The sequence below is a fragment of the Antarcticibacterium sp. 1MA-6-2 genome (genome assembly GCF_021535135.1).
Lineage (GTDB): Bacteria > Bacteroidota > Bacteroidia > Flavobacteriales > Flavobacteriaceae > Gillisia.
Genome location: NZ_CP091036.1, coordinates 577,265 through 604,245 on the forward strand (window position 1 = coordinate 577,265; position 26,981 = coordinate 604,245).

The following is a 26,981-nucleotide window of genomic DNA, read 5'->3' on the forward strand; positions in this document are numbered from 1 at the left end:
ATTAAGATTACAGCCCTCCGTTAATATTTATGACTTCTCCAGTAATGTAAGCTGCTTTTTTTGAAGCCAGAAAAGCCACGAGATCTGCTACTTCTTCAGCATTTCCAAACCTAGGTTTAGAGGGATTATTTTTTTCAGCTCTTTTTCATCAATCCCGGCTGTCATTTCAGAATTAATGAAACCCGGAGCCACAGCATTTACAGTAACGTTTCGTTTCCCAATCTCCTGTGCAAGCGCTTTTGTAGCAGCAATGACAGCACCTTTTGCTGCAGAATAATTGACCTGTCCCGGATTTCCTTTAAGTCCCGAAAGGGAAACAATATTTATGATACGCCCATACCTGGCGGTGAGCATATTTTTTAACAAAGGCTGAGTTACATTGTAAAACCCCGAAACAGAAGTTTGAATTACAGAATTCCAGTCTTCAGGCTTCATCCACAGGAATAATGCGTCCCTGGTTATTCCCGCATTGTTTACCAATACTTCAATGGCCGCTTCAGGATTGGAAGAACTCCAGCTTTCAAGAGCAGTTAAAGTAGCAGAAGCATCAGAAACATCAAATTGCAAAAGCAAACAGGTAACTCCAAATTTTTCAATTTCTTCCTTAGTTTCGGCAGCTGCCTTTTCGTTCGAATTAAAATTCAGCAAAATATTATAATTTAATTCTGAAGCAAGTTTAACTGCAATTGCCTTACCAATTCCCCTGGAACCACCTGTAACTAGTGCGTATTTCATTCTCATTTAAGGTTCAAAGTATAAAAGTTCAAGGTTTAATGTTTTTCATTCAAATTCCCAAAACCAAATCCCAAATTCCAATTGTTTGTCTTAAAAAGTGTCTCTTGATTCTTGCCTCTTATTTCTCTACTCTATTTTCTTGTCTCTTGGTTCTTGTCTCTTGATTCTTGAATCTCTTCTCTCTACTCTATTTTCCTGTCTCTTGGTTCTTGTCTCTTGATTCATTTTCATAAGCATCATTCTCCTTAATAAAAATTTTTACCTTTTCCAGAATTGGAGAAAATTGTACGTCTTCTTTTATCTCAGGCACCAGTTCGCGAAGGACTTCCATCTTTTCCCTGGTTGCAGAAGAAAGCTTCCCATTGAAATTCAGGTAACGCAAAGCTTGTACTATAGTTATGACTTCTACTGTCAGTACCTCAAAAGCATTTTCAATAACAGTCTTTGTAACTGTAGCGGCATTTGTGCCCATACTCACAATATCCTGATTGTCATTATTATTAGGAATACTATGGATGTACATTGGATTAGACAGCATTTGATTCTCAGCTGTTGTGGAGACGGCGCTGAACTGCGCACCCTGCATTCCAAAGTTCAGCCCCAGTTTTCCCAGGTTTACAAAGGGTGGTAAAATATTGTTCAGCTTAGGTTATTTAGTAAATAATTCAGCTGCCTTTCAGCCAGCATACTCAGTTTTGTCACTACGAGTTTTAGTTTGTCCATCTCCAGCGCAATATAATCACCGTGGAAATTTCCGCCGTGATAAACATGTTGACGCTCTACATCAATAATAGGATTATCGTTTGCAGAATTCACTTCCTCAATAAGAATATTCCGGGTATACTCAATAGTATCCCATACCTGCCCCAGAATTTGTGGTACGCATCTAAGGCTATAATACTCCTGCACCTTTTCCTTAAAATAGTAGCTGTCAGGATTTTTTCCGCTGTATAAATGTTCATTCCTGTCGCGGGTAAGTTTACTGTCTTTAAGATGCTGCCTCATTTTTGCAGCTACTTTCTGTTGACCGAGATGACGTTTGGAATTATTCAATTCTTCCGACAAATGATCGTCGTAAGCTTCTACAATTTCATTGATAGCTGAAGAACAAAAAATTGCCCAATCCAGCAGCCGCTGAGCGTATATCACATTTACAATCCCTATACCCGGTCATAGCTGAAGTGCCATTGATCAATGCCAGCCCTTCCCGCATTTCAATTTTTATTGGCTCAATATTTTCTTCAGCAAAGACTTCTGAAGTTTTTCGTCTTTTCCCATTATAGAGCACCTCTCCTTCTCCAATCAACACCAGAGCCAAATGGGCAAGCTGAATTAAATCTCCCGACGCTCCTACCCCGCCGTGATCGTATATGACCGGGGTTATGTTTTTATTGATCAACTCCTGCATCGTGTGAATAGCTGAAGGATGAATACCGGATTTTCCAAGAGATAAAGTATTCAGGCGCGCCAACATAAGAGACTTCACATATATAGGCTCCATTATTTTTCCCATTCCAGCTGCATGGCTTCGTATGAGGTTATACTGTAAGCTCGTTCTGTCTTTGTCTTTGATCCTGTACTGGGCCATAGGACCAAACCTAGTATTAACCCCGTAGATGATCTTATCCTTTGCAAAGATCTTTAGAAATTCAAAACTGGAAGAAACCCGTTCCAGGATTTCAGAACTCATTTCTATTTCACTATTCCTAAAAAGTACCTCAAAAAAATCTTCAAATTGGAGGGCATCATTAATCTTGAGCATAGACTTTTTTCTCTTGATGATTTGGGGTTAGGGTTGCTGCAGCAGCTTGTTAAATATTTAACAAATGTACTATATTTACATCGCAAATGAAACGGCATGAAAAAGGAAATTACAGATATTCTTATTATTGGAGCAGGTCCTTCCGGAATAGTGGCAGCTTCTTACTTACATAAATATGGAGTATCTATTAGGGTTGTTGAAAAAGCTATTTTTCCCCGGTTTAATATAGGTGAAAGTCTTATCCCCCAGTGTATGGATAATCTTGAGGAAGCCGGATTACTGGAGGCGGTAAAGAAAGCAGGTTTCCAGAAAAAGTTTGGTGCCCGTTTTATAAGAGATAATGAAATTGGAGAATTTGACTTCAGTAAGAAATACGGTGAAGGATGGGACTGGACCTGGCAATTGCCCAGAGCCGATTTTGATATGGTCCTTGCTGAAGAAGCTCTAAGAAAGGGAATTGACATCCAATTTGGAGCAGAATTCCTTGAGGTCCATTTTGATGAAGACGGTTCTTCTGTCTCAACAATCCAGACAAGAGAAGGTGAATTAATAGAAATTTCAGCAAAACATATTATTGATGCGAGTGGCTACGGAAGAGTTCTTGCCAGCCAGTTAGATCTTGAAGCTGAACCGCAAATTGCTGCACACTCCTCTATTTTTACTCATATTACTGAAACCGATCGACCAGAGGGTAAAGAAGGTGAAGTAATTACTTTCGAAGTTATGGAGCAAAAGGTGTGGTTTTGGTATTTTCCTTTTTCTAACGGAAATTCAAGTCTTGGCTTTGTAGCACCTAACGAGTGGTTTGAGCAATTTTCTGAAGATAATTCCGCAGCAATGCGGGAAATGATGCAGCAGTTGCAGTATTACGGCGGAAGATTTGACAATTATAAATTTCTTTTTACACCGAAGAGAGTAGAGAACATTTCAAAAAACGTGACAAGACTTTACGGAAAAGGATTTGTGCTTACAGGAAACAGTGCAGAATTTCTTGATCCTGTATTCTCCTCCGGGGTTTCTTTTGCAACGGCATCAGGTCTTTTAGCCGCAAAGCTTATTTTAAGAGAATTTAAGGGTGAGGACGTAAATTGGGAAAAAGAATATATTGAATATGTAAAAAGAGGTGTAGACGTTTTCTCTTCCTATGTGAGAGAGTGGTATTCCGGTAATTTACAAAAGATCATTTTCCATCCCAATCCAAGACCAATTATCAAAGCCCAAATTTGTGCAGTACTGGCAGGATATGTTTGGGATGAGACAAATCCCTTTGTAAAAAAACATGACCGCATTCTTCACAATTTTGCAAAACTTATAGAAATGGAGGAAGATCATTCTCCTGTTTAAAAAATATTTTGAAGGATAAATTTCTGATGGCAAAGCTTTTACTTTTTTGCCGCCTACTTTTGAAGTAAAAAAGTTCTAAAAGGTTTGCATTGTAAACAGGTAAAAGTTACATTTGCAACCGCAAAATTATTTGTGAAGTTCTTATAAAGGAGAGTTGCCAGAGTGGTTAATGGAGCAGTTTGCTAAACTGTCGACGAGCAATTGTCGCATGAGTTCGAATCTCATACTCTCCGCTGAAAAGGTTCAAGGTTCAAAGTTTCAGGTTTAAAGTTGGAATTTGGAATTTGACTTTTTGAAATTTTACAGCGCAAGCTGTCCTCGGGGTGTAGCGTAGCCCGGTTATCGCGCCTGCTTTGGGAGCAGGAGGCCGCAGGTTCGAATCCTGCCACCCCGACTTTTGCCATATTAAATGGCATCAAATAATACCTAAATAAATGATTTTCAGTACTTTAATAAAACTGGAGATCATTTTTTTTTGTTTAAAATCAAATAAAAAGTGACCTATTCGGTTACCTGTCCAGCTTACTTATTTTTCTTATCTTTTCAGTAGTTATAGGGCTTTAGGGTGATTTGACTTTCGTAGAAAATTTTTTCGAGTTACCTAAAACAACGACTATGAACGCTAAAAACACTTTCCGAATTCTCCTTTGGCTTAATAAATCAAAGAGTAAAGATATTCGGTTACCTATTTACGCCCGGGTAACCGTCAATGGCCAAAGAGCTGAAATAAGTTTGTCCCGGTACTGTTATCCAGAAGCCTGGGACAATCGTGCGCACCGGATGAAAGGAAGAAGTCCTGAGGCCACAATTTTAAATAATTATCTGGATGCTAAGTATGCTAAATTGCTCCAGTGCTATGAAGATTTACTTAAAGAAGACATAATTATTACTGCTAGAGCTGTTAAAGCTAGATTCCTGGGATCTGATTCCACCTTCAAAACTTTAAAGGATGTTCTGGATCACCATAATACTACTATGGGCGACATTCTTAAGTGGGGTACCCTTAAGAATTATGCAGCTACAGAAAAGTATTTAATAGATTATATGGAGAAAGACCATAGCACACCTAATATTTACCTTAAGAATATAAATTACCAATTCATAACGGGGTTTGATAAGTTTCTGCGAAGGCAAAAGGATAAAAACAAAAAGAAGCAGTTAAGCAATAACGGGATCATGAAGCACATGGAGCGATTCAAGAAACTCACCAATTTAGCTATCAAACTCGGTTGGATGGATAAAGATCCTTTTCGGGATTACAAAATGAAATTTGAAAAATTTGACCGTGCATATTTAAATCAAAGGGAGTTACATTTTATTGAGAATACCCGATTTACACGTATTACTTTAGAAACCACAAAGGATATTTTTCTTTTTGCCTGCTATACAGGTCTATCTTACATAGATGTAAAAAATCTAAATACCGACAACATAATAAAAGGGATAAACGGCAAAGACTGGATATACTGCAGAAGGGAAAAGAGTCAAACACCTATGAAAATACCTTTACTGGAGAAAGCTCAGCTCATTCTGGAAAAGTATAAGAGCCCTATTACTGAAATTCTACTACCGTATATACAGTAATCAAAAAACGAATAATTATCTTAAAGAAATGGCTAAACAATGTAAGATCTCTAAAAGGCTGAGTTTTCACGTGGCCAGGCATACTTTTGCGACCACTATAACGCTTTCTAATGGAGTGCCTATAGAAACAGTTTCCAAGCTCCTGGGGCACACTAAATTATCTACAACGCAAATTTATGCAAGGGTTGTTGACCAAAAAATTGGAGATGATATGGATTTACTACAATCAAAATTGTAATAGAAGTAAACGGACAAAAAAAAGAAAAACGGCAAAACTTTCTTTTTCAGATCCTATGATATATTTTTTTATGAAAATTAATTACCCATCTACCCCAACAGCTTCTGGTCCCTTTATTCATAAGGTTTAGAAATGGGGTAAAGAGAAAATTATTAATTTACCCATCTACTCCTGTTTGTGGTAATTGGGTAAATCTAAAAAGTAGAGTTTTTATTCTTAATCTCCCCAAATATGTGTCCTGGGTAATTGGGTAGATAATTTTTCTGTTTTTGGAATTTTTGCTGATGAAAAGAAAAAGGACGCGAACGAAGCGTAGCGAAGTGCTGCAAGCCCCAAATCTACCAGAACTAATACTATTTTGCGAGGCAAGTTTTCTAAAGCAAAAATTACCTTCATTTCTTTCTACATAGAGCATAAAAAAAATCGGTGAAGACAATCTGATGGACTCAAGAAAAAGAGCTTCTAATTTAAATTTTTGTTTCTCTTCCTGTTGAAGCTTGAAGTAGTAAAATTGTAAATAGAGAGTAGAATTGACGCAAATTTTTACCTGCTAATGCGGCTTCCGAAGGCATTTGACGCAAATTTACTAATTTTTTATTTTTCAGTCACATTTAAATATCTGAAAATGAGGGGAATATAAAAAAAGTAACGGGGCTCTGCCCGTTACCCTCTTGCTATTCCCCTCCTCGTTAAGAGGAAGGAAATACCCTAACCTATTTTTTGTCAAATTTTTCTCAATATTTAAGTATAATATTTCCTTTCTATAGTTTTCTATAGATGCTGAAAATGAGAATTAATAGAAGTAACTGTAATGGTCTATTTTTTTAAAGGTACTTTTTTCTATACTCTCTGGGAGTGCAGTTATTCAATTTCCGAAAAGCTGCATTAAAACGATTTATTGAATTAAATCCACAATCAAAAGCAATATCTGCAATTTTTTTATCTGAGGTAATTAATTTTCGTTGAGCATGCATTATCCTTTCCTGAATTATAAAATTATTTATTGTTGTTTCAAAAGCTTTTTTAAATATCAAGTTGGCATAATCAGGGTGTAATTCAATTTTTCTTCCAATATCACTAACTTTAATAGGATTCATGAAATTTTGAGCAATAAACAAAGCTATTTGTTCAACCTTGCTTATTTCATCCGTATCAATTTGTAAACGTTCATCCTTTTTTAATGAGGAAAACCTAGAGGTCAATCTTAATAACCTCGCACGCATTTCATATAAAGTTGCATTAATGTCGTGGTCTTCAGCGAGATCTTTTTCCCAATTTTTAAAAAGGAATCTATCAAACGTCGAATGCTCTCCTGAATCTTCTATGATAACTTCACCTCTAAGGATTCTGTCAGTAAAAAAAGAAGGTAGTTTCCATTCTAAAAATTGAGTTAGCGGAATGGTACATACATAATAGGGGGCAGAGCCTGTATAGTCTATAATTTGATGTGGAACCAAACCCCAGAACAAGGACAAGCTGTTTTCAGGAATGGTTATTTTAGAGCCTTGAAAAAGATAAGTTATGCTTCCACTTGTGAAGTAGTTTATTTCAATTTCATTATGTCTGTCTGGTTTTTTCATCAAATGGGGCTTCCATAGTTCACATGTTAAACCGTATGGGTGGAACTCTTTTCGTGTTTCGTTAAATGTATATAATTTATCGGGATTCGGCATGTATGTATGAATATCAGATTAGTATTGTAAATATATCGATGTTAAATTTACCTCTTATTGAAAAATCTATAGCCATTAGGCCAAAAGTTTTTAAAAGCTATGCTAAGAATAAAATTTAGAATTTTCCTGATTCACTTGTTTGTCTTTTTTATAACAGTTTCTTGTAAATCCTTTTTGGGAGAAAGATTTCAAAAATCGAAATCAGAGGTAGGTTATATTAAACCTAGAATAATAAACACTACAGATCTTGGTGCCGATCCAGATGATGAACAATCCATGGTTCGCCAGTTGGTTAGCGCTAACGAATTTGATATAGAAGGTCTAATTGTCGCTACAGGATGTTGGAAAAAATCTCAGGACAATACTGATATGCTGGACAGACTTGTTGATGCTTATGCTAAAGCTTATCCTAATCTAAAAATACATGCTGATGGTTATCCCACTCCTGCATATTTGCGTTCTATATCTGTCTTGGGTCAGGATGAATATGGAATGGGCGATGTTGGAACTGGAAAAGATAGCCCTGGTTCTGAACTAATTATAAAAGCAGTAGATAAGGATGATCCACGCCCTGTTTGGGTGATGGGATGGGGAGGCATGAACACTGTAGCTCAGGCTATTTGGAAAGTGCGGGAAACCCGTTCTCCGGCTGAGTTAGAAAAATTCCTGAGTAAATTACGCCTGTTCGATATACTGGGACAGGGAGATTCGGGCGCGTGGATTGCCAGGAACTTTCCGGAAGTTTTGTACATCCGGGCCACGGAGGTCTATGATTGGGCACCCTCTGACGAATATATAGACAAACATATTCAAAGCCATGGCCCTTTGGGAGAGGCTTATCCAGATCGGAAATATGCTACCGAAGGTGATACACCCGCATTTATGCACGTATATCCTACAGGTCTTAATGACCCGGACCTAATTGACCAGGGTGGCTGGGGAGGGCGCTTTGGCTTTACCAAGAAAGCAGCTATTCGAAGCATGTCCTGTGTGGAAGAGGAGAACGAAACAAAATATGATCCATATTACATGTATGGTAATACATCAGAGGGTTCCGAAGCTATAAAGCGGTGGAGCGAAGCCTATAACAATGATTTTGCAGCTCGAATGGATTGGAGTATTATAGATGAATATTCAAAAGCAAATCATCATCCTGTAGCTATATTAAACGGAGATAATTCCAGGCAGGTATTAAAGTTAAAAGCCTATCCCGGTTCAAATGTCGAACTTAACGCAGTGGGTTCTGCAGACCCGGATGGTAATAATTTAATGTTCTCTTGGTCTTTCTACGATGAACCCAGCTCATATGACGGTGCCGTTGAGATTCAAAACAATTCCTCTGCCAGAGCAAAATTGCAAATTCCTGAGGATGCAGGTGGAAAGACCATTCATATAATATTAGAAGTACGTGACGATGGCACTCCTAATTTGTACGCGTATCGCCGCGCGATTATAGACGTACAGTCAATAAATCATTAATTTTTATGATTTTATCTTAAAAATCATAATTTTTTAGTCTTGAATGTTTCATTTTAATTTTTATATTTAAACCTGTCGATTATATCATTCAACAAGTTACCTATTCGGTTACCTGGAGGAAAGAAAATAATTAAAAGTATTGATTTTACTGGTATTACGGGAGAGGCAAATTAACCCTGCCACCCCGACGAACCACCTAATAAGTGGATATAAAACACTGTTAATCTATTGATTTTCAGTGTTTTTTGTTTTTAATCATTTTAGATAATATGGTTTAATAACAGCTTTTTCAGTGAATGACCCAGTAAATACAATACTTCTCCTAAATCACTATCTTAGAAGAACCTTTCGATTAATTTGACATTTGTCTTCAGAAAGCTCAATTTTAATTTAAGAACTTACATACCTGAACCTACTTCCTTCTCCATCCTTTTCTTTACCCAAATAATTCATTCTTTTAAAGGGTTATTATGAAACTGCCTGAATCATAGAGTTACATTAAACTCTTCAGTACCCGGTTCTATGCTAATTCACTGGACAAAAGATTAATTTAAAAAGTTCAAATTGGGGGAGAATACGTTTTTCATCGGGTTAAAAGAAAAATTTCAACGCAACCTTTTCAACTTCTACTGTCATTGAATAGTAACTAAAACATAATTTAATATTCAATGAAAAGTAAAATTCACTTGTTAGTAGGCCTTGCGGTAATGATTAGCAGTTGTTCAAATGATGACGATACTGTAAAAAAAATTGATTCTCATGTAGTAAACTACGATTTCAGTACTAATGCAGAAGGATGGGAAGGCCACTTCGCAGATTACCCGGTTGGAGAAGAAGATTTCTATGAATTACAATTCAATCACAGTCCCCTGCCGGAACCCCTCGATCAAAATCAAAAGTCTCTCAAACAATCCGGAAATAACCATAGCGATGATCTTTTTATGTATATAAAAAAGAAAATATCGGGTTTAAGAGCAAATCAGGTGTACGATGTTACTTTTACCGTAGAAGTTGCTACCAATGCAGCTAGTAATTCATTTGGAGCAGGGGGATCTCCGGCCAGTTCAGTAGTTATAAAAGCCGGGGCTACCACTATAGAACCGAAAAAGGAAGTAGACGATTTAGATCATTACCGCATGAATATTGATATAGGAAGTCAGGTTAGTTCGGGTGATGATATGCTCGTAATCGGAGATTTTTCCAATGGTCTGGAAGAAAATATTTATAAATTAAAAACTCTTACGAACGAATCCAGTTTTACTGTTACAACTGATGAAAATGGAGAGGTATGGGCTATTGTGGGCACTGATTCGGGTTTTGAAGCAACAACTACTATCTACTACAACAAAATAGCCATAGAATTCGAACCCATAAATTCGAAATAATATGGCAGAAGAAGGTTGAGAGGGCCAAATCCTTTATACTTACTATTCATAACTAATAGGGTTTGACTATTTAAGTCAAACCCTTTTTTCATATTATTCAGGAATTACTTGAGAACGATTAATTCTTATCCAATAGAAACTTTTATTTTTTGGATACTGAGATTTCTAAAAGATTAATTTAAAGCACAGTATAAATCAGGACGTTTAAAAATGTATATTGAGGTTAAAATTTTGCTGAACATTAGTTAGTCCAATTTTTTAAAATCTGCTGCTAAATTTTTTAGGCAGTAAGAAAAATAAAATTTTCTAGGGAAACCAAATTTTGATAATATGAAAAGATTTACAATTTTATCAGTTGTAATGCTGCTATTTGCTTCATCGGGTACTGCATGGTGTCAGGAGTTGAAACTTAATGATCTTGAATATTTTGAAAAACAAGGCCTTAATGTTCTCGTCTACAACAACCTTTTCTCAAGTGGGTTTAACGATGAAAAGACTGCGGGAATAGAATTGATTCACCATGGAGTAAGGACTGCCCAGGGTGGGGCGGTAAGACTGTCCAGCACTCCGGAGCAAGTGGGATCTCGTTCCCGCCATACCAAGCCGAAAGGTAAATCGTGGATCAAATAGTATTGAAACGATCTTAAGATATGAAGATTTTGATTTTGAATCCAGAGTTGTTGTTACTGCTAAGGGTAAAGGTGTGGAAATAGCTGTTTATCTTGATAAAGTAGGTTCCTAAGAAGTTAGAAGGAAGTGCAGGATTTAATCTTGAATTTCTACCCTCACAATATTGGGCTAAAACCTATATAATGGACGGGCGCATAAATCGATTCCCGCGCTATGTAGTAGGTAATACCACTACCCGGCCTATCAGTGAAAAATTAAAGCAATTCAAAGGCTATGAAACCTATGATGACAGGGGTACCGGGGAATTTATAGAACCACTTCCACTTGAAACAGGACGCACTCTTCTTATTGCACCCGATGAACCTTCCCGGATGGTAAAAATTACTTCTCAGGCAGCCGATCTAATGCTTTTTGACGGGCGGGTTTTGGCACAAAATGGGTGGTATGTAGTGCGCAGCTTACTTCCGGCAGGTAAAACAGGAAAAGTTTTGACCTGGACAATTGAGCCTAATGCTATTGAAGGCTGGATAAGAGAACCTAATATTGGCTTCTCACAGGTAGGTTACCTTCCATCTCAGGAAAAAGTTTCTGTCATTGAACTGGACAAGAAAGATAAACCACTTGAAAACGCATCAATTAACAAAATTGGCGAAGACGGGAAAGCTACTGAGGTTTTTAGTGGAACTATTGTTCCCTGGGGGGATTATTATAAATATCATTATGTGAAATTTGATTTTTCTTCAGTGGATACCCCGGGTATTTACTATATAAAATATGGTGATAAGAAAACCAATAATTTCATAATAAACAACAGCGTTTATGATAAGATCACCGACGCCACCAGCGATATTTGGATTCCTATCCATATGAATCATATGTTCGTTAAGGAAGGATACAGAGTGTGGCACGGTGAGCCGTTTAAGGATGGTTACCTTCAGGCTCCGCCAAATACCGATCATTTTGATCTTCACGATCAGGGACCAACAACAGATACCAAATACAAAGCACTGGAATTGATCCCCGGATTAAATGTTGGTGGTTTTTTTGACGCCGGAGATTTTGACATTGAGACGGGGTCGAATATTAGTGTAGTACAGAATTTTGTGCAAACCTGGGAATCTTTTAAACCTTTACGAGATCAGACCTTTGTTGATCAAAAAGCACGACATGTTGTTCTACACAGGCCAGATGGTACTCCCGATATCCTGCAGTTTATTGAACATGGTACTTTGAACCTCGTAGCTCAGGCTGAAATTATTGGACATATGGCACAAACACTTTCTAATTCGGTTCTTTATAATTACCATCATCTTGGTGACGCGGCCTCGTTAACTGATGGACTTCCTTATAATCCGGAACTGGGTCCTTATGAGGTTGCCGCTGATGGCGAGTCCAGCGGAGTTAAAGATGACATGTGGGCATTTACAAGCCGTAATCCTGCTCTTGATCTTAGGGCTGCAACAATGTTTGCCGCAGCCAGCCGTGCATTAAAAGGATATAATGAAGATCTTTCTGAAAGAGCTTTATATCAGTCAAAAAGGCTTCTAAAAGAATCCACAGAATTACTGGCAACACAGCCGCAGGATAGTACCGACAGAGAATGGGCTTCAGTAGCAGATATTTCTACTAATCTTCAACTTTACATCTCTACAGAAGAGAAACAGTTTTCAGAAAAATTTCTGGAACTTTTATGGCCTGCTCTTGATCGTAATGTCAGTTTTGTAATTTCAACTGCATTGCACGCCATTCCACACATGGATGCTTCTTATAAGGAGAAGCTGCGCCCTTATGTTGTAAAGTATAAAGATTATATTGAAGAACTTGAAAAAGACAATCCTTATGGGGTACCAATCGGCCTTGGGAACTGGGCGGGAAGTGGATTTATTGTAAACTTTGGTACCACCATTAGCTTTGCCAATCAACATTTCCCGGATATTATTGATGCCAGCCACGCATTTAAAACTACCGACTGGCTATTTGGAAACCATCCTTACCACAATTATTCTTTGGTAGCCACAGTGGGTGCGGCACGTCCGAAGGAAGTATTTTATGGAAATAACAGGGCAGATTTTTCTTTTATTCCCGGCAATGTTGCCCCCGGTATCTTATTCAGGAAACCAGATCACTTTGAAAATTACGACGACTGGCCATTTTTATGGGGACAAAATGAAGGTACCATTGGAGGAAATACCAGTTATCTTATATTTGGATCAGCTTTTAAAAATCTTATTATAGACTCGGAATAAATGCCAGTAAGTTGAAAAATCGGTAATAGATTTTATTACTTCAATTTAGCGCACGTACTATCCATCTTTTAAGGTTTAGTACTTGCGCTTTTTTGCTGTAAATGAATTTCTGAAGGAGAAACGACATCCCGGTATTTTACCAATTTGATTTCCCGAATTGCCGGAAATAACTTTAAATACACAGGATATTTCATTTCTTTCAAAATCTGAACGAGTATGGAGTATTCGATTTTTGGTTTTATATATCTTTTTTTAATCCCTACCCTATCCATCGATCTAAGCAATCGTTTAGGTGACGAAGATTTTGATACCATAAACAGAATTGCCGATTATTCATCTCTCTAAACTTCAGATTAAAATTTTTTGGTGCAACATAAAGCTTAATATTAAGCGTTTTCAATTGACTCGAAGCAGAATTGTCATCCTGCCAGCTTCTTTATATTATCATCCAGTCTCACATCGATCAGAAGGTAGTTTGGATCAATTCCGCCGCTGGATGGTTTTCGTGGTACAGATATTTTTATTGTCTGCTCTCCTGATTTTATTCGGTGCATCTTCAGATAAAGTGGCTGCCCTCCTTCATAAATTCCGATTTCCAGCCAATCATTCATCGGCACCTCTTTTTCAGTTCCGGCTGAATCAACTACAAACTTTTCGGCATCTACTTTAAAAGTAACATCCCAGGTTCCCTGCTGATTTTCTTCTGCTGCAAATTGTTTGGTTTTGAGTCGCCAGTAGGTGTTTTCTTCAAAGAGATCCTTCAGAAGATAATTCAGGGAGTCCGGCGTTGCCTGTTGTAGTTCATTATAAAGGTCAAGGCTTGTAGGCAGGGGAAGCTTTCCTGTCTCGTGATCCTGCAGAACATTACGTAGCGCAGCATTCACTTTTTGCTTACCAACATATTTACTCAAAGCATACATTGCCAGTCCTCCTTTTTTATAGTATAAAAACTGTTCATCTGCCTGAAGTAAAGAAGCTGATGCAAGGGAGCGGGGCATTGCATAAGAAGAATGCAAAAATTCTATGTATTTCTGCAAATGGCCACCCCCATAAGTCTTTTCAAGAACCTGCAAACCGGAATAAACGGCAAGGCCTTCAATCAAAACACCTAGCTCCTTCAACATAAGCAGGATTTAATCTTGCTAATCCCCACCACTGGTGCGCTAATTCGTGAGCCATTATGTAATATTGAAGGTCAAAGCAGGTAGGGCTGTCATCGGGGTTCATTAGGCCATACTGTTCTCCATAATAGATAATTCCTGCATCTGCACTTGCACCACTTCCCGGACCTGCTCTCTCTATTGCTGTAAAATTTTTGTAAGGGTAAGCTCCAAACTGCTCTGTATAATATTCCAGCGAAGCCTGTATGCTATTCATCATCTTATCAATATTTTGATTGTGACCGGGATGATAGTAGATTTTAATTGCCACATCCTTCCATTTGCTTTCTATTACCGCATAATCTGCTGATAATACAGAATACTCCCCTCCTATTTGACTATCGGTTTTGTAATGGAAGTAGCGTCGGTCATTTTCTGTCCAGGTTCGTTGTAAAGCCCCGGGCGCAACGGCTACTTCATTCATGGCTGTACCTATTATAGCTTCAAATGTTGTTTGATTTTTGTTCATAGGTTTTTTACGAGCCTCAGGATCATAAAGGGAAGGCATTTCAGGACGCGCAGTAAGTAAGTACTTTTTCCTTATAACTGCATCATCTAATTCCCTGTCGCTGAAGTAACCAATCGTGGGAAGCAGGTCGAAATTCGTAAAATTGGTGCCACCTTCCACCACCAATGGTTTTATACCTTTCTGTTTAAACCCCTGCGGATTATATTGAACCAGGAAATTTAATTCTAAGGAATCTCCCGGTCTTAATGGCTGCTCCAATACATAGACGTGGTGACTGAGATCTTTGTCTATGACCACGCTAAGCGGTAAGTGACCGATCAAATTTCACTTCAGTAAATTCACTGCCCGAAGCACTTCCAATATGTATAGAGTCTATAGCTACTGAATCCTTATTTACAAGAGTATAAGTTCCGTGGATTTCGGCTTGCTGCCTTTCCGGATAAAGTTCCACTTGCAATTTTGTAGCTGTTACCTGTGGTTTCGGGGTATTTCTGTACCTGCCATAACGCCGCTCGTATTCGGCTTGCCTCTCAGTGAGTTCAGACTCAGTTTGGTAATCGTTGAGCATATTCGTGTTATAGAAAATGAAACTTCCAAGGGTGAATAAAAGCCCCGCACCTAAGATGCTTATCCAAATAATTGAGCCTGTAAATCGCTGCTGAGCAATCTGAAAGCGAGATTTTAAACTTCGATCCTTTCCCCGTACCCACAGCAATTTTGCTGCTACTGCCAACAGTATAGCCCATGCTATCCAATAAGCCTTGAACCACAGCCAGGGACCCAGCGAAGCTCCAAAACCACGCATATCTGTATACCACCATCCCGGCCCGTCACCATAAACAAGCATACTGTGTTCAATGCCAAATTTTGTTGGAAAAGCCATAAAGTTGAAAACTAAAAGTACCACCATGAACCCAATATATTTTTGGTTTACTACAATATGTACCACAAAAGCAATTGCGGTAAAGAGCAGGTAGTCTATAAGTTGGAGTCCAAAAAGAGTTTTTAGATAAAGGCTTATTTCCAGATTATCTGCACCCAGGATTAATTGCATCAGAATACCTCCACCCATAAGTATGACTATCCAGGTAACAATAACGAGACTTAAACCAAGAAACTTACCGGTAAGAAGTACCCAATCGGGTGCTAAGTGCTGCATCAGCAATATCATTTATCCCTTTATCCCGCTCAAGCCATATAAGCTCTCCGGTGAAGAACATAATGAGAAGCGGGATAATAACCCAGGGGGAACCAATATTACTAACAGGAGCTGTAAAATAAGAAATCACCTGCTGGGTTGTTGGAAGCAACTGAATTCCCTGCTCATTTATGATAAGGTCGCCAAATGCTGCGGAAATAATAGCAATAGCACCAACGAGGGTAAGTCCCAGTGGATGTGTGGCTATTTTCTTAAATGATGCCCAGGCTATAGTGAGTGTCTGACTGATATAGGTTCCAAAGCCGAAGTTTTGTTGTACCTTCGGAACCGAAATAGCAGCTGCTCTTATAATTCCGGTGTCAGCAGAAATTTCAGACGAAGCTTTTGACTTCCTTTTAAATCTGCCAAACCAGCTTTTTGTTACCGGATGAGCAAAACTGAAGCGGAAGTAGGTAAAAATTAATAATCCCACTGCGACGAAAAACCAAAGGATTTTGTTCAGAAGAAACATACCTTCCGGTTGAACTAGTCGGTAATTTTTTTCGGGAACAGACCAGGTCGCCATTTCGGCGCCCACGATTCCCAATATCCCCACCGGGTCCAGAACGCGATTAAAGTCCCAGTTTCCAAAAATGTTCGTGAGTGAGGCGGCCACGAGTTGAGGAAAAATAGCCAATAACAAACTGGCAATATAAGCTGTCATCACCTGCTAAGCTTAGTGCTGCAAATGTGAATTGTAAAGCTGTTGCCACAAAAACCACTTAAGTAAAGCAATCAGAAAATAGATATTCAGGTAGGCTTCCGGTCTAAAAGCTAATAATTCCTCCTGTTCCATGCCCGGAATAAACTCCGGCAAATAGAAGGAAAGCATGATACCTAAAGGAAGAGTAAGTGTTACCAGCGCATTTACTGCAAAGGCTGCAAAAACCTAGCCTCCCAGGTAGTTGAGTTTTTTAACCGGAGAGGTATATATAAGAGGATGTATGCGCATTTGAACGTCACGTGCTGCTGCTTCTCCGGCCACAGAGGCACCAATAATAAGCCAGATTAATCCGCCAATTACCGTCAAACCTGTCATATGAGCTGTATTATTTGGGAATACACCATCTCCGGTCGCCACGAGCAGCTTCATACCAATTGTAAGAGTCAGGAGGACTGCAAAATAAAGCCAGGTGGAGATTCGGCTTCTCAGATAGGCGAACTCAGAGGTAAAGATCTTTAGGAAAATCATGACTGCACCTCTCCTTCCTTTTGCAGCACCTGCTTTTGATAATGCCCTGCCATAGTGGTGAAGTAAACATCTTCCAGATCGGGAGCTACGGCTTCGAAGCTGTTGCCGGGATTTTCCTCGCTATAGATATGCACTACTGTTCTTCCGCTTAAAAGTTTAGTCGAAATTACCTTATGCTCCTGCTCCAGGTGAGCTACCTGACTTTTTTCAACAATGCGGCGCCAGATCTTTCCCTGAAGGTTTTCTACTGCTTGTAAAGGTTCCGATTCCTGTAATATTTGCCCATTGGCAATAATGGCCATCCGGGTGCAAAGCTCGCTTACATCTTCTACAATGTGAGTGGATAAAATTACTACAGCGTTCTCTCCTAACTCACTCAAAAGGTTGAGAAAACGAACCCTTTCCGCAGGATCCAGGCTTAGTCGTAGGTTCATCTACGATCATTAGCTTCGGATTTCCTAAAAGTGCAACTGCCACCCCGAACCGTTGTTTCATTCCGCCTGAAAATCCACCTAACTTCTGTCTGCGCTTTTCCCAAAGATTTGTTTGTTTCAGTAAGCCTTCCACTACTTCCTTTCTCGAAGCCCGGTTGGTAATTCCTTTGAGGACAGCAAAGTAATCAAGGAGATCCTCCGCTTTGGCTTTTGGGTATAGTCCGAACTCCTGCGGCAGGTATCCCAATGTTTGCCGCACCTCGTCCTTTTGCTTCAGTACATCTAAATTCCCTAAAAATATTTGTCCTTCATCCGGCTCCTGCAATGTCGCAAGGGTGCGCATAAGTGTAGATTTACTTGCTCCGTTAGGACCAAGCAGTCCGTACATTCCAGCAGGAATATTCAGTGAAATATTATTTAATGCCTGCACCCCGTTGGCGTAGGTTTTAGAGACATTTTTAATGGACAGGTGAATTTGATGATTTTCCATTGTTTCTGATTTACTTCTTTTACTTCTTGATTGCTGAAAGCGAGGCTTGATCTTTTATCGCTTATATTCAGACCAAATGAAGTACTAATAGTCTCAATTAAAAAAAGTGATATACCGCTCCGGGTATTTATTCGACGAGTGCCACCTTTGCTTCGGTCAAAGCAATTACATGATCAATTTCCTATTTGGCAGATTGAAAATAGCCCCCGGTAGATTAGGTAATAATAGAACAGCTGGAAATAATATCTTTGTTCTATGGAGCGAATTAAAAAGATATTCTTAAGGGTACACGTTATTCTCTGGATCCTGTTTAGCCTTTTAATAGCCTTGCAAACCACCCAGGAAACTGTCTACTGGTTTAAGTTAACCGTGGCAATACTGCTGACGAGCCTCTATGTTTTCTACAGCCACTTCTTTCTTCTTACCCATTATTCAGGTAAAAAAAAGAAAGGTGCTTATTTTCTTGCGCTGGCCTGGATTATATTGAGCGGGCCTTTGATGTATATTTTATTGCATTACAAAAAGCTGAATACTCCTGATCTTTTTTTTGAATATTACATGGTGTCCCTCATTTCAATTATTCTTCCCTTTATCTTTCTTGGATGGCTGGCGAGAATTACTGAGAACCTCGTCTTAAATACCTTTAAGAAAGAGCAGCTGGAAAAACAGGCGGTGGAAGCTGAGCTTTATTATTTAAAATCCCAGATCAACCCGCATTTTCTGTTCAACACCCTTAATAATATTCATACATTAGTATATAAACAGGCTCCGGCAGCACCGGAAGCTGTTATGCGGCTGTCCTCATTAATGCGTTATATGATCTATGAATCGAACTCTACCACTGTACCCCTTTCTACAGAAATGAAGTACTTAAGTGACTATATGGCCTTGCAGCAGCTTCGTTATAAAAACTCTCCCATTGTCAATTTTGAAGTAGAAGGAGATATAGAAAACTGCCATATTGCACCGCTTTTATTTATCCATCTTTTGGAAAATGCGTATAAACATAGTCCGGCACGTTTGGAATCTGGTGCTATAAACCTAACAATTTCAGTAAAAGAGAATACCCTCACTTTTAAGGTGGAAAACCCAAGGGAAAAGAAGATTGCAAATGGACTGGAAGAACCGGGTGGAATTGGTTTGCCAAACGTTCAGAAACGGCTGCAATTACTTTATCCTGATCAGCATCGTCTCGACATTAAAAAGACAGAAGATGTATTTACGGTGGAAATGAATATTACTAATCTTCATACGCAAGTTCATGAGAGAAAAGCTCACCTGCTATATAATTGATGATGAGCATCTGGCTCAGGAAATCCTGGAAGAATATGTGGCTAAAGTTCCTTTTCTCGAGCTGAAAGGAATATTTTATTCTCCGCTTGAAGCGGCTGCACAAATGGAGCAGGATAAACCGGACCTGCTGTTTCTGGATATTAATATGCCGGATCTGGACGGACTCAGTTTTATCCCAATGCTGAATCCAAAACCGATGATCATACTCACGACAGCCTATGACCAATATGCTCTGAAGGCTTATGACCTGGAAGTGAAAGATTACCTTTTAAAGCCGATTTCGTTTGAACGGTTTTATAAAGGAGTATTACGCCTTTACCAGGAATCAGTTTCTCAGCAAAAGCCGGAAATAAAAGAAACAAAAATTGATGTTCCCCAAGAGTCCGACTTTATTTTTCTGAAGGTGGGGCATCGTATTCAGAAGCTGCCTATACAGGAAATTATCTATATAGAAGGTATGAAGGATTATTTGCGCATTCATACTGCCATAGAAAAGATAATGACCCTGCTGAGTTTTGGTAAGCTGGAAGAACTGCTGCCATCTGCTAAATTTGTAAGAGTGCATCGTTCTTTTATGGTTTCCATTGATAAGATAGACCATATCGAAAAAAAACGGATAAAGATATCAGACCGAATTATACCCATAAGCGATACATACTCAGATGGTTTTTACAAGAAGCTGAAAGGTCTACAATAATGAACGTTTGGTCAAAACCTCTATGGTCAAATTATAAGAGGTATCTTCCGTTAAGAAGCCAGTTCTTTTACTGCTGAATTATATTCCTATTCATTTTTAGAGCCCCATCTCCTCCCCTTCAGTTTAATCTTTTGTTAATCATTTGATTAGGCTTATAAATATTCCTATTTTATCTAATGTAAATGAATGTATAACTTAAAAATAAAATTATGAGTATTGTAAAAGTTATTGAAGTGATCGCCTCATCTGAACAAAGTTTTGATGATGCAGCACGAAATGCCGTAAAGGAAGCTTCTAAAAGTGTGAAAAATATTAAATCGGTTTACATAAAAGAAATGACAGCCAACGTCACAGATAACAATATAGTGTCGTATGGAGTCAATGCGAAAATTTCTTTTACAGTAGATAAACTTGATTAACCGAATAAATACTAAAATAAAATGCCGGGGTTTTAAAGCTCCGGCATTTTTTATTTATTCTTCCTGGTCCTATTCTCTCAATTTCATTGTAGCGTACAAAGCAGTCCCATGTTTGGCTGTATGTGCATTTAAAACAATGTTAACGACAATTTTTTCCATTAAAGGGTGCATTTTTCCTATTTGCATAAAGGTAGACTGGAAAAGCTCCACATCTACCATAGGAAGAATTTTTGGCATTATACCACCTCCAATATAGATCCCTCCCGTTGCCTTAAGCTTAAGAGCCAGTTGAGCAGTCTCTGTAGCAAGATATCTTACAAATAAATTGATGCTTTCTTTGGCCAAATCATAATTACCATCCCTGGCACTTTCACTTATAACCGCTGCTGGATCTTCATTTAAGATCCGCTCTTTAAACCATTCCGGCTCCTGTGTGCCATGATGAGCTAAGAGGAATCGGTAAATATTCTGAAGCCCTCTTCCCGAAATGATCCGTTCCCAACTTACCCTTCCAAATTCTTCATGAAGGAATCTCCAAAATAATACGTCGAGCTCATTCCGTGGGCTGAAATCACAATGTCCGCCTTCCGCCGGGAATGGATGAAAAAATTTGCCATCCCAATACAATCCCGCTTCTCCCAGGCCTGTTCCGGGGGAAATAATGGCTGCATTTCCGGGAAGGATTTTTCCACCTTTAATTTCTTTTAAATCTTTTAGATCCAGTAATGCAAGACCATAAGCATTAGCTTCAAGGTCATTGATCACTGCTACTTTTCGTATTCCTAATCTTTGTTTTATCTCGTTTTCATCTACTTCCCAGGAAAAATTTGTTCCTGAAACTTTGCCTTCTATCACCGGGCCCGCAACTCCAAGACAAATACTATCTATTGCAGGACAGTTTTCTTTTTGGAAATCTTCATAAAGCTGAAAAAACGAGGAATAGGCCTTGGTTTGGTAAGTTCTTTCCAATAGAGGTTGAAGAAAACCATTTCTAACTCGAAAAAGAGCAATATTGGTTTTGGTACCTCCCACATCTCCGGCAAGCACTACCCCTTCTGCCTTATCAATGTTGTCAATAGGAAATTTTATAGTTGATCCTGCTGCTATCTTCAAGGATATGTCTTGCATAAAATTTTATTTCGAAAAGTAAGTAAAAACTTCAGATTGTAAAAACTGGCAGCAAAAGTAAAGCAGAATTTGCGTTAATAACAGTAGAATGATCAAAAATATAATCATTATACATTTTCTGCCGATTTAAAAGCTCCTCCAAATTATAAAATAAAGAAATCCTTAGGGTTCGGGATAAATCAAAAAAGCAGAAACAGGTAGGGGTTTCCTACCTGTTTCCGGAAAGGATCTGGATTCTCTTCTTCCAAAGTCTTCTTGTGAAAACTAATTATTAAGCACTCTCCCTATCCTACAAGGTTAACCTGTAAATATCAGGTTCAACTTACCTTAGTAATATTTAAATTTTTATTTAGTTTCTGATAACTAACCTACTATTATGCATTCTTCGGAATGAGGGAGAAAACTTACTCGAGTACTTTCTAATCCCTTACATCTTACTAAAGATATTATAAGACCAATTTAAGCAAAATTATGAAATCCCAATTAAGGCGATAAAAAAAATTTTGTCGTAATATCAGCAGGAATTATCACTAAAATCATATTATTGCCTCTTTCTTTTTTACTGATCAAAATCATAAATCTGACATATAAATACCAATATTTTTGTAGTTTAAACCCTTCAAAACGCACATCCAATTTTCCCCTCATGGAATTAAACAAGTATATTGACCATACAATTTTAAAGCCTACGGCGACCCCTTTAGACATTAAGAACCTATGTGTTGAGGCTAAAGAGCATAAATTCTTTGCAGTTTGTGTAAATGGCAGCCACGTAGTCCTTGCAAAATCTATGTTGAAGGGTTCTCCTGTTCAAATTGCAGCCGTTATAGGTTTTCCTTTGGGAGCAATGAGTACCAAAACAAAAGTATTTGAAGCCCGGGAATGTATAGAAAACGGAGCCGATGAAATTGATATGGTAATTAATATAGGCTGGCTGAAATCAGAACATTTTAAGGCTGTGGAAGATGAAATAGCAGAAATAAAGAAAGCAATAGGTGATCGTATTTTAAAGGTTATCATTGAAACCTGTTATCTTACCGAAGAGGAAAAAATCGCCGCCTGCCACGCTGCACTTAATGCGAAGGCGGATTTTGTAAAGACTTCAACAGGATTTGCTGCAGGAGGTGCAACTTTAGAAGATGTGAAATTGATGAAGAATGCTGTTCGAGGAAAACTACAGGTTAAAGCTTCGGGAGGTATAAAAGATACCGAAACTGCACAGGCCTTTATAGATGCAGGTGCGAACAGACTTGGAACTTCAGCAGGAATAGCTCTCATTACCCCAAACGAGCAGGACTAATGAGTATTCATCTTGCTGCAAAAACAGGAGAAATAGCAGAGACCGTTCTCCTCCCCGGGGATCCTTTAAGAGCTAAATGGATTGCCGAAACCTTTTTAGAAGATGCTTTCCTTTATAACCAGGTACGGGGAATGTTTGGCTACACAGGATTTTACGAAGGAAAAAGAGTGTCTGTACAGGGAACGGGAATGGGAATTCCATCAACATTAATTTATTGTCACGAACTCATCAATCATTACGGAGCAAAAAATCTTATTAGGGTTGGATCTGCAGGTTCTTTTCAAAAGGAAGTAAAATTGAGGGATATTGTTATTGCAATGGCGGCTTCCACTAATTCTGCAGTGAACAAACCCCGCTTTATGGGAGCTGATTTTGCCCCTACTGCCAGTTTTGATCTTTTTATGAAAGCGGCCATATATGCAAAGGAACATAAGATCCCGATAAAAGCAGGTAATATATTGTCCTCTGATGATTTTTATGAAGAAGATCCTGAAGGTTTTAAAAAGTGGGCAGACTATGGAGTGTTGTGTGTAGAAATGGAAACTGCTTAAGTCTTTACAGTATTGCCGCGAAGTATAAGGTAGATGCCCTTGCCATACTCACCATTTCTGATTCACTGGTTACCAAAGAAGTTACCTCTGCACATGACCGGGAACAAACTTTCAGAACTATGGTAGAAATTGCTCTGGGTGCTGTTTAGTTCTGAAATTAGGAAAGTACAAGCTATAGGTTTCAAACAGACATACTGAAATTTTTTATTCTAACAGGACTACTGATAATAAAGTATTTACGTAAAAATCCTGCACTTGTATGAATAATTGCTAAAAAAATGCTTGTTTTAAATATAAAGAAACTTATATTTGCACCGCGAAATCGGTCGCGTAGCTCAGCTGGATAGAGCACCTGCCTTCTAAGCAGGCGGTCTCAGGTTCGAATCCTGACGCGATCACGCTAATATTAAAGGTTTCAAGCTGTCAAAGGTTTGGAGCCTTTTTTATTTGCATACAATTTGCATAAAAGGAGCTTTAAAAGTTATTATTATCTAAGGTGTAGAACAGATAATTTACCTACATTTAATAAATATGATAGAGTTTGTTGGGATAATACTTGTAGCCTATATTCTTTGGCTGTTGTTCTTTAGGCAAAAGAAAGAGAAGCTGATAGAAAAGGAAGAGAAGTCTATAGATTTTACTAAAGATTCTGCTTACTACATGCGTGAGTTTCCTGAGATTTTAGGGGAATCAAAACCACTTAAAGCAGAACCAACAAAAGAGGAGAAGCCCAACATCACTATAAATATAACCAACAATCACTTGCATATTTATCCTCCAGGGGAAGATCAAAAATAATTAAATTCAAAAGATTAGTAGGAATAATGAATCCCTCTTTCTCTGCTTTTTGTTCCTTATTTTGTACGATAAACGTACTGCGGATATTCAATCATCAGTTTTCCTAGATCAATTATTAACGGGTTTATGTTTTTTCCTTCGTCATTTGCTGAAGGATAATGATGGTTTTGGTAATTAATTAATTATTAAAAAGAATATTAAAGCCAACAAAAGAAAAAATAGCCCTATTAAAAACCGTTTTCTCCATTTCTTCTTATTCTTCCGTTTTCTAACGAGGGTTCCCCTTGTTTCTTCCAAACTTTTTTTTCTTGATGCGAACTCATATTCAGATTTATCAATTCTCCCGATGCGATGAAGAAAATTTAGTGCGGCTAATTTTCCACTCTCTAAAAGAAAATTCTTTTCTTGATCCGTGAGCTTGAATTGTGTTGTGCGAATGGGGTAAGGGTCAATGACAATAATGTTATCCTTGTATTTTTTTAAAACTTCAAAATCTGTGGCTTCCGTCCAGATAGCTAAAAGTTCCGTTAGGTAACTTTCATCTTCTTTTTTATAAGTTTCAGGCCCCAGGTAGAGCCCAAGGAAGTTTGCGTTTGGGTAATTTTCCAACAAAATCTCAACAGGAAAATTATTTTGAGTTCCCCCGTCGAAAACCCGCATACCTTCACTGGATTGAGGTGTAAAAATTAAAGGTATGGACATACTACAGCGTGCTGCAAAAGCTGCGTTCTTTTCTTTGGTATTATCCTCAAAAGAACTAAAGATTAACGCTTTCTTGTCCCTTCTACTTGCATAAACAGTAGTCTTCTTCGGGAGGTCTTGCAACCTTACCGCAGTAGATGATTCTAATTTTACCGCTAACAACTCCTCTAGCCATTTTGTAAAGGATTTTGCCTCGTATAGACCACCTTTAATTATAAGATTCTTAATCGCAACAAAACAATTAGCGTCTTTAAAATCCGCAAAGTTTTTCTTAGATAAAATTTCTTTCAGCTCATCAATTGTATGTCCTGAACCAAGCAAAATAGCAGTTATCCCGCCTGCTGAAGTACCCGTATACCAAGAAAAGTCATAGTGATTTTCTAATATTTCAAGTGCTCCAACATAAGCCAATCCTTTAATTCCTCCACCCTTCATTACGAGCACAAAATCTTCATATTCTAAAGATTCAGGCAGCCTCTCCCCGGAAATGTTATTAAAGTGCTTTGTTTCGCTTAGAAGTACATCGTACAATTTGGCAACTAATATAGAATCATTATACTCAGATTCAATTTTCTTGATCCACTCATGGCCTTTATTTGTATAGTCACTACTATTGCGCCATTGACCTTTTAGTTCCTGATGAAATTCTTTTGTTAATCGTTCAAAAATTCTAATCCTGTCCTGACTAGTCAATAGATTCGGAATATCTCCTTTCTAACAGGTAGAAAGGAACAATTATGACGTCACCTTTGTCCTTTTTTTGACCCCAAACTGTTGACACCTCATTTGGGATATCGTATACACTGTCAAAATCAGAACCAATTTTAGATCCGTCTTCGTCTAGAACCCTATAAATTGTGCGAAGTATTTCGTACTCTTCCATTATCATAAAAGAGGTATTTATATCTTCAAATGAAAAACGGTATTTATCAGAATAAAAATGATCCATGGTGATGGCCCTTTGATCTGGATGTTGGACAAACCAATCAAAGATAGCTTTGAAAATTTTCGAATATTCAGGATATTCTTTAGCTAAATTCTGCAATTTTCTTTCTGACATATTTATACTCCTGCGGGCTTATGTTTGCTGGAATTATAATTTCATTTATATCGTTTTTCCCTAGAACGACATTCACATCACTGGATAAAACATCCCCAGAACCTTCAGCTAAAAGCTGAATCGCCAAGCTGTTGGGTCTTCCTTCAGAATTAAGATAAGCTTCAATAGCCTCCTTTCGCGATTTATCCGAAAGAAGATCCAATTCATCTTCCCCATTGGTGCTAATAGTGGCTTGACCACTATGAGAATCAACCAATTTTACACTCAACAATTTATAAATATTTTTGTTAGTATCCCAGTTTATTAAGATATTATGTATAGTGTCTGAGAGATCTTTTTTTGTGAAATCTCTCTGAATAAAAACTCCAGGTGCAATTAGTTGTTCTACCTTTCTACGAGTATCCAAAACACTGGTTGTGGAATCAGATGTAGTTCTTCCTATCTTAATTTCTAATTGTTTACCATCCCATTCGGCCATTAAAATTACTCGTGAAGGTTTTTCTTTATAAACTATGTGGAAAAATCCTGTAGAATCATCAACCCATTCGTTCTGTCGCTCCCGTCTGACTTTCTTGTCATACAGTTTTACCAACCAAGAATTGTTTATGCCTCGATTAGGAGAACGAAAATCTGCCCATTCGGTTTTTGTTGGCATATCCATTATTTTAGGAAATTTTTCCCTTTCATTTTTTGGAAGAATTGCATCTGCAATCATTTTGCCATCGTGGTAATCGGAATCATTAACGCCATCTAAAGTTTTATAGATATAAATATATTGATCTCCGAATTCTTCAGAATCTTTAATTAAAGCTTGGATTTCCTTAATGTCTATAACACCTTCCTCAACACAGTGTAATAAGTTTTCGACAAGCTCCGGTTTATTACCACTTAATCTTATCAAATCTTTATTATCTTCTTTGTATTTTTTTAAAAGGTGATGAACACTACCAGCTAATACTAGTTGCGACTCTAAAATATCCGAATACAGTTCCTTTTGTTGTCGATTCATATTAA

24 protein-coding genes, 3 tRNA genes and 3 pseudogenes are annotated in these 26,981 nt (G+C 38.1%); 16 read left to right on the forward strand and 14 right to left on the reverse strand.

The window, feature by feature from the left end; translation table 11 throughout:
* Positions 1-7 precede the first annotated feature (7 nt).
* Both fabG and hutH read right to left on the reverse strand, forming a co-directional pair.
* Positions 8-735 (reverse strand): annotated as a pseudogene (gene fabG / locus LZ575_RS02865) (3-oxoacyl-ACP reductase FabG).
* Between the two features lie 187 nt (positions 736-922).
* Positions 923-2,497, reverse strand: a pseudogene (hutH, locus tag LZ575_RS02870) (histidine ammonia-lyase).
* Positions 2,498-2,593: 96 nt separating this feature from the next.
* On the opposite strand from hutH, the gene LZ575_RS02875 reads away from it, so the two are divergent.
* From LZ575_RS02875 to LZ575_RS23155, 5 genes are all read left to right on the forward strand, one after another.
* The gene (locus tag LZ575_RS02875) at positions 2,594-3,841 is read left to right on the forward strand and encodes an NAD(P)/FAD-dependent oxidoreductase (protein WP_235328265.1); all 1,248 of its coding nucleotides are present in this window, start codon (positions 2,594-2,596) and stop codon (positions 3,839-3,841) included.
* Between the two features lie 148 nt (positions 3,842-3,989).
* Positions 3,990-4,074: transfer RNA gene (locus LZ575_RS02880), tRNA-Ser, on the forward strand.
* A gap of 86 nt (positions 4,075-4,160) precedes the next feature.
* A tRNA-Pro gene (locus tag LZ575_RS02885) sits at positions 4,161-4,235 on the forward strand.
* 221 nt (positions 4,236-4,456) lie between these two features.
* Complete coding sequence (locus LZ575_RS02890; RefSeq protein WP_311195943.1) at positions 4,457-5,425, forward strand: site-specific integrase; 969 nt, start codon at positions 4,457-4,459, stop codon at positions 5,423-5,425.
* 28 nt (positions 5,426-5,453) lie between these two features.
* The gene (locus LZ575_RS23155; RefSeq protein ID WP_311195944.1) at positions 5,454-5,663 is read left to right on the forward strand and encodes a tyrosine-type recombinase/integrase; all 210 of its coding nucleotides are present in this window, start codon (positions 5,454-5,456) and stop codon (positions 5,661-5,663) included.
* A gap of 824 nt (positions 5,664-6,487) precedes the next feature.
* On the opposite strand, the gene LZ575_RS02895 is transcribed toward LZ575_RS23155, so the two are convergent.
* The gene (locus LZ575_RS02895; protein WP_235328267.1) at positions 6,488-7,243 is read right to left on the reverse strand and encodes a helix-turn-helix domain-containing protein; all 756 of its coding nucleotides are present in this window, start codon (positions 7,241-7,243) and stop codon (positions 6,488-6,490) included.
* 267 nt (positions 7,244-7,510) lie between these two features.
* Between LZ575_RS02895 and LZ575_RS02900 the strand changes: the two genes are divergently transcribed.
* The 4 genes from LZ575_RS02900 to LZ575_RS02915 all read left to right on the forward strand — a co-directional run bounded on the left by LZ575_RS02900 (position 7,511) and on the right by LZ575_RS02915 (position 13,076).
* Positions 7,511-8,815, forward strand: a complete 1,305-nt coding sequence (locus LZ575_RS02900) for a DUF1593 domain-containing protein (protein WP_235328269.1) — start codon at positions 7,511-7,513, stop codon at positions 8,813-8,815.
* A gap of 668 nt (positions 8,816-9,483) precedes the next feature.
* On the forward strand, positions 9,484-10,200 hold the full coding sequence (locus LZ575_RS02905) for a hypothetical protein (protein ID WP_235328271.1): 717 nt from the start codon (positions 9,484-9,486) through the stop codon (positions 10,198-10,200).
* A gap of 330 nt (positions 10,201-10,530) precedes the next feature.
* On the forward strand, positions 10,531-10,830 hold the full coding sequence (locus tag LZ575_RS02910; protein ID WP_235328273.1) for a hypothetical protein: 300 nt from the start codon (positions 10,531-10,533) through the stop codon (positions 10,828-10,830).
* A gap of 182 nt (positions 10,831-11,012) precedes the next feature.
* Complete coding sequence (locus tag LZ575_RS02915; protein ID WP_235328275.1) at positions 11,013-13,076, forward strand: cellulase N-terminal Ig-like domain-containing protein; 2,064 nt, start codon at positions 11,013-11,015, stop codon at positions 13,074-13,076.
* Between the two features lie 419 nt (positions 13,077-13,495).
* On the opposite strand, the gene LZ575_RS02920 is transcribed toward LZ575_RS02915, so the two are convergent.
* The 7 genes from LZ575_RS02920 to LZ575_RS23165 all read right to left on the reverse strand — a co-directional run bounded on the left by LZ575_RS02920 (position 13,496) and on the right by LZ575_RS23165 (position 18,019).
* Positions 13,496-14,200, reverse strand: coding sequence for a hypothetical protein (locus LZ575_RS02920; RefSeq protein WP_235328276.1), 705 nt, complete (start codon positions 14,198-14,200; stop codon positions 13,496-13,498).
* The gene (locus tag LZ575_RS02925) at positions 14,172-15,026 is read right to left on the reverse strand and encodes a hypothetical protein (protein ID WP_235328278.1); all 855 of its coding nucleotides are present in this window, start codon (positions 15,024-15,026) and stop codon (positions 14,172-14,174) included. Before LZ575_RS02925 ends, LZ575_RS02920 begins: the two co-directional genes overlap by 29 nt.
* Positions 15,004-15,864, reverse strand: coding sequence for a hypothetical protein (locus LZ575_RS02930; RefSeq protein ID WP_235328280.1), 861 nt, complete (start codon positions 15,862-15,864; stop codon positions 15,004-15,006). The genes LZ575_RS02925 and LZ575_RS02930 overlap by 23 nt, the downstream gene beginning before the upstream one ends.
* A complete protein-coding gene (locus LZ575_RS02935) occupies positions 15,824-16,570 on the reverse strand; it encodes a hypothetical protein (RefSeq protein WP_235328282.1) in 747 nt (248 codons plus the stop codon). Before LZ575_RS02935 ends, LZ575_RS02930 begins: the two co-directional genes overlap by 41 nt.
* Before the next feature lie 222 nt (positions 16,571-16,792).
* The gene (locus tag LZ575_RS02940; protein WP_235328284.1) at positions 16,793-16,996 is read right to left on the reverse strand and encodes a hypothetical protein; all 204 of its coding nucleotides are present in this window, start codon (positions 16,994-16,996) and stop codon (positions 16,793-16,795) included.
* A gap of 95 nt (positions 16,997-17,091) precedes the next feature.
* Complete coding sequence (locus tag LZ575_RS23160) at positions 17,092-17,475, reverse strand: hypothetical protein (protein ID WP_311195945.1); 384 nt, start codon at positions 17,473-17,475, stop codon at positions 17,092-17,094.
* Entirely contained in the window at positions 17,468-18,019 is a 552-nt protein-coding gene (locus tag LZ575_RS23165) for an ATP-binding cassette domain-containing protein (RefSeq protein ID WP_311195946.1), read from the reverse strand. Before LZ575_RS23165 ends, LZ575_RS23160 begins: the two co-directional genes overlap by 8 nt.
* Positions 18,020-18,274: 255 nt before the next feature.
* Between LZ575_RS23165 and LZ575_RS02950 the strand changes: the two genes are divergently transcribed.
* The 3 genes from LZ575_RS02950 to LZ575_RS02960 all read left to right on the forward strand — a co-directional run bounded on the left by LZ575_RS02950 (position 18,275) and on the right by LZ575_RS02960 (position 20,428).
* Positions 18,275-19,312, forward strand: coding sequence for a sensor histidine kinase (locus tag LZ575_RS02950; protein ID WP_235328286.1), 1,038 nt, complete (start codon positions 18,275-18,277; stop codon positions 19,310-19,312).
* The gene (locus LZ575_RS02955; RefSeq protein WP_235328288.1) at positions 19,281-20,009 is read left to right on the forward strand and encodes a LytTR family DNA-binding domain-containing protein; all 729 of its coding nucleotides are present in this window, start codon (positions 19,281-19,283) and stop codon (positions 20,007-20,009) included. Before LZ575_RS02950 ends, LZ575_RS02955 begins: the two co-directional genes overlap by 32 nt.
* Positions 20,010-20,218: 209 nt before the next feature.
* Positions 20,219-20,428 (forward strand): dodecin family protein, encoded by a 210-nt coding sequence (locus tag LZ575_RS02960; protein WP_235328290.1) that lies wholly within the window; start codon positions 20,219-20,221, stop codon positions 20,426-20,428.
* Positions 20,429-20,497: 69 nt separating this feature from the next.
* Here LZ575_RS02960 and glk read toward each other — a convergent pair whose 3' ends face one another.
* Positions 20,498-21,556 carry a glucokinase gene (gene glk, locus LZ575_RS02965; protein WP_235328292.1) on the reverse strand — a complete coding sequence of 353 codons (1,059 nt, stop codon included), beginning with the start codon at positions 21,554-21,556 and terminating at the stop codon, positions 20,498-20,500.
* A 646-nt stretch (positions 21,557-22,202) separates the two neighbouring features.
* Between glk and deoC the strand changes: the two genes are divergently transcribed.
* The 4 genes and pseudogenes from deoC to LZ575_RS02985 all read left to right on the forward strand — a co-directional run bounded on the left by deoC (position 22,203) and on the right by LZ575_RS02985 (position 24,205).
* Positions 22,203-22,856, forward strand: coding sequence for a deoxyribose-phosphate aldolase (deoC, locus tag LZ575_RS02970; protein ID WP_235328294.1), 654 nt, complete (start codon positions 22,203-22,205; stop codon positions 22,854-22,856).
* Positions 22,856-23,556: pseudogene (deoD, locus tag LZ575_RS02975) on the forward strand (purine-nucleoside phosphorylase). Before deoC ends, deoD begins: the two are co-directional and overlap by 1 nt.
* A 175-nt stretch (positions 23,557-23,731) precedes the next feature.
* Positions 23,732-23,805, forward strand: a tRNA-Arg gene (locus tag LZ575_RS02980).
* A 133-nt stretch (positions 23,806-23,938) separates the two neighbouring features.
* On the forward strand, positions 23,939-24,205 hold the full coding sequence (locus LZ575_RS02985; protein WP_235328296.1) for a hypothetical protein: 267 nt from the start codon (positions 23,939-23,941) through the stop codon (positions 24,203-24,205).
* Positions 24,206-24,379: 174 nt separating this feature from the next.
* On the opposite strand, the gene LZ575_RS02990 is transcribed toward LZ575_RS02985, so the two are convergent.
* The 3 genes from LZ575_RS02990 to LZ575_RS03000 are packed head-to-tail and all read right to left on the reverse strand — an operon-like array spanning position 24,380 to position 26,976.
* On the reverse strand, positions 24,380-25,600 hold the full coding sequence (locus LZ575_RS02990) for a patatin-like phospholipase family protein (protein ID WP_235328298.1): 1,221 nt from the start codon (positions 25,598-25,600) through the stop codon (positions 24,380-24,382).
* Positions 25,593-25,952: a hypothetical protein gene (locus LZ575_RS02995; protein ID WP_235328300.1), complete on the reverse strand. Its 360-nt coding sequence runs from the start codon at positions 25,950-25,952 to the stop codon at positions 25,593-25,595. The genes LZ575_RS02990 and LZ575_RS02995 overlap by 8 nt, the downstream gene beginning before the upstream one ends.
* A complete protein-coding gene (locus LZ575_RS03000; RefSeq protein ID WP_235328302.1) occupies positions 25,936-26,976 on the reverse strand; it encodes a hypothetical protein in 1,041 nt (346 codons plus the stop codon). Before LZ575_RS03000 ends, LZ575_RS02995 begins: the two co-directional genes overlap by 17 nt.
* Between the last annotated feature and the right edge of the window lie 5 nt (positions 26,977-26,981).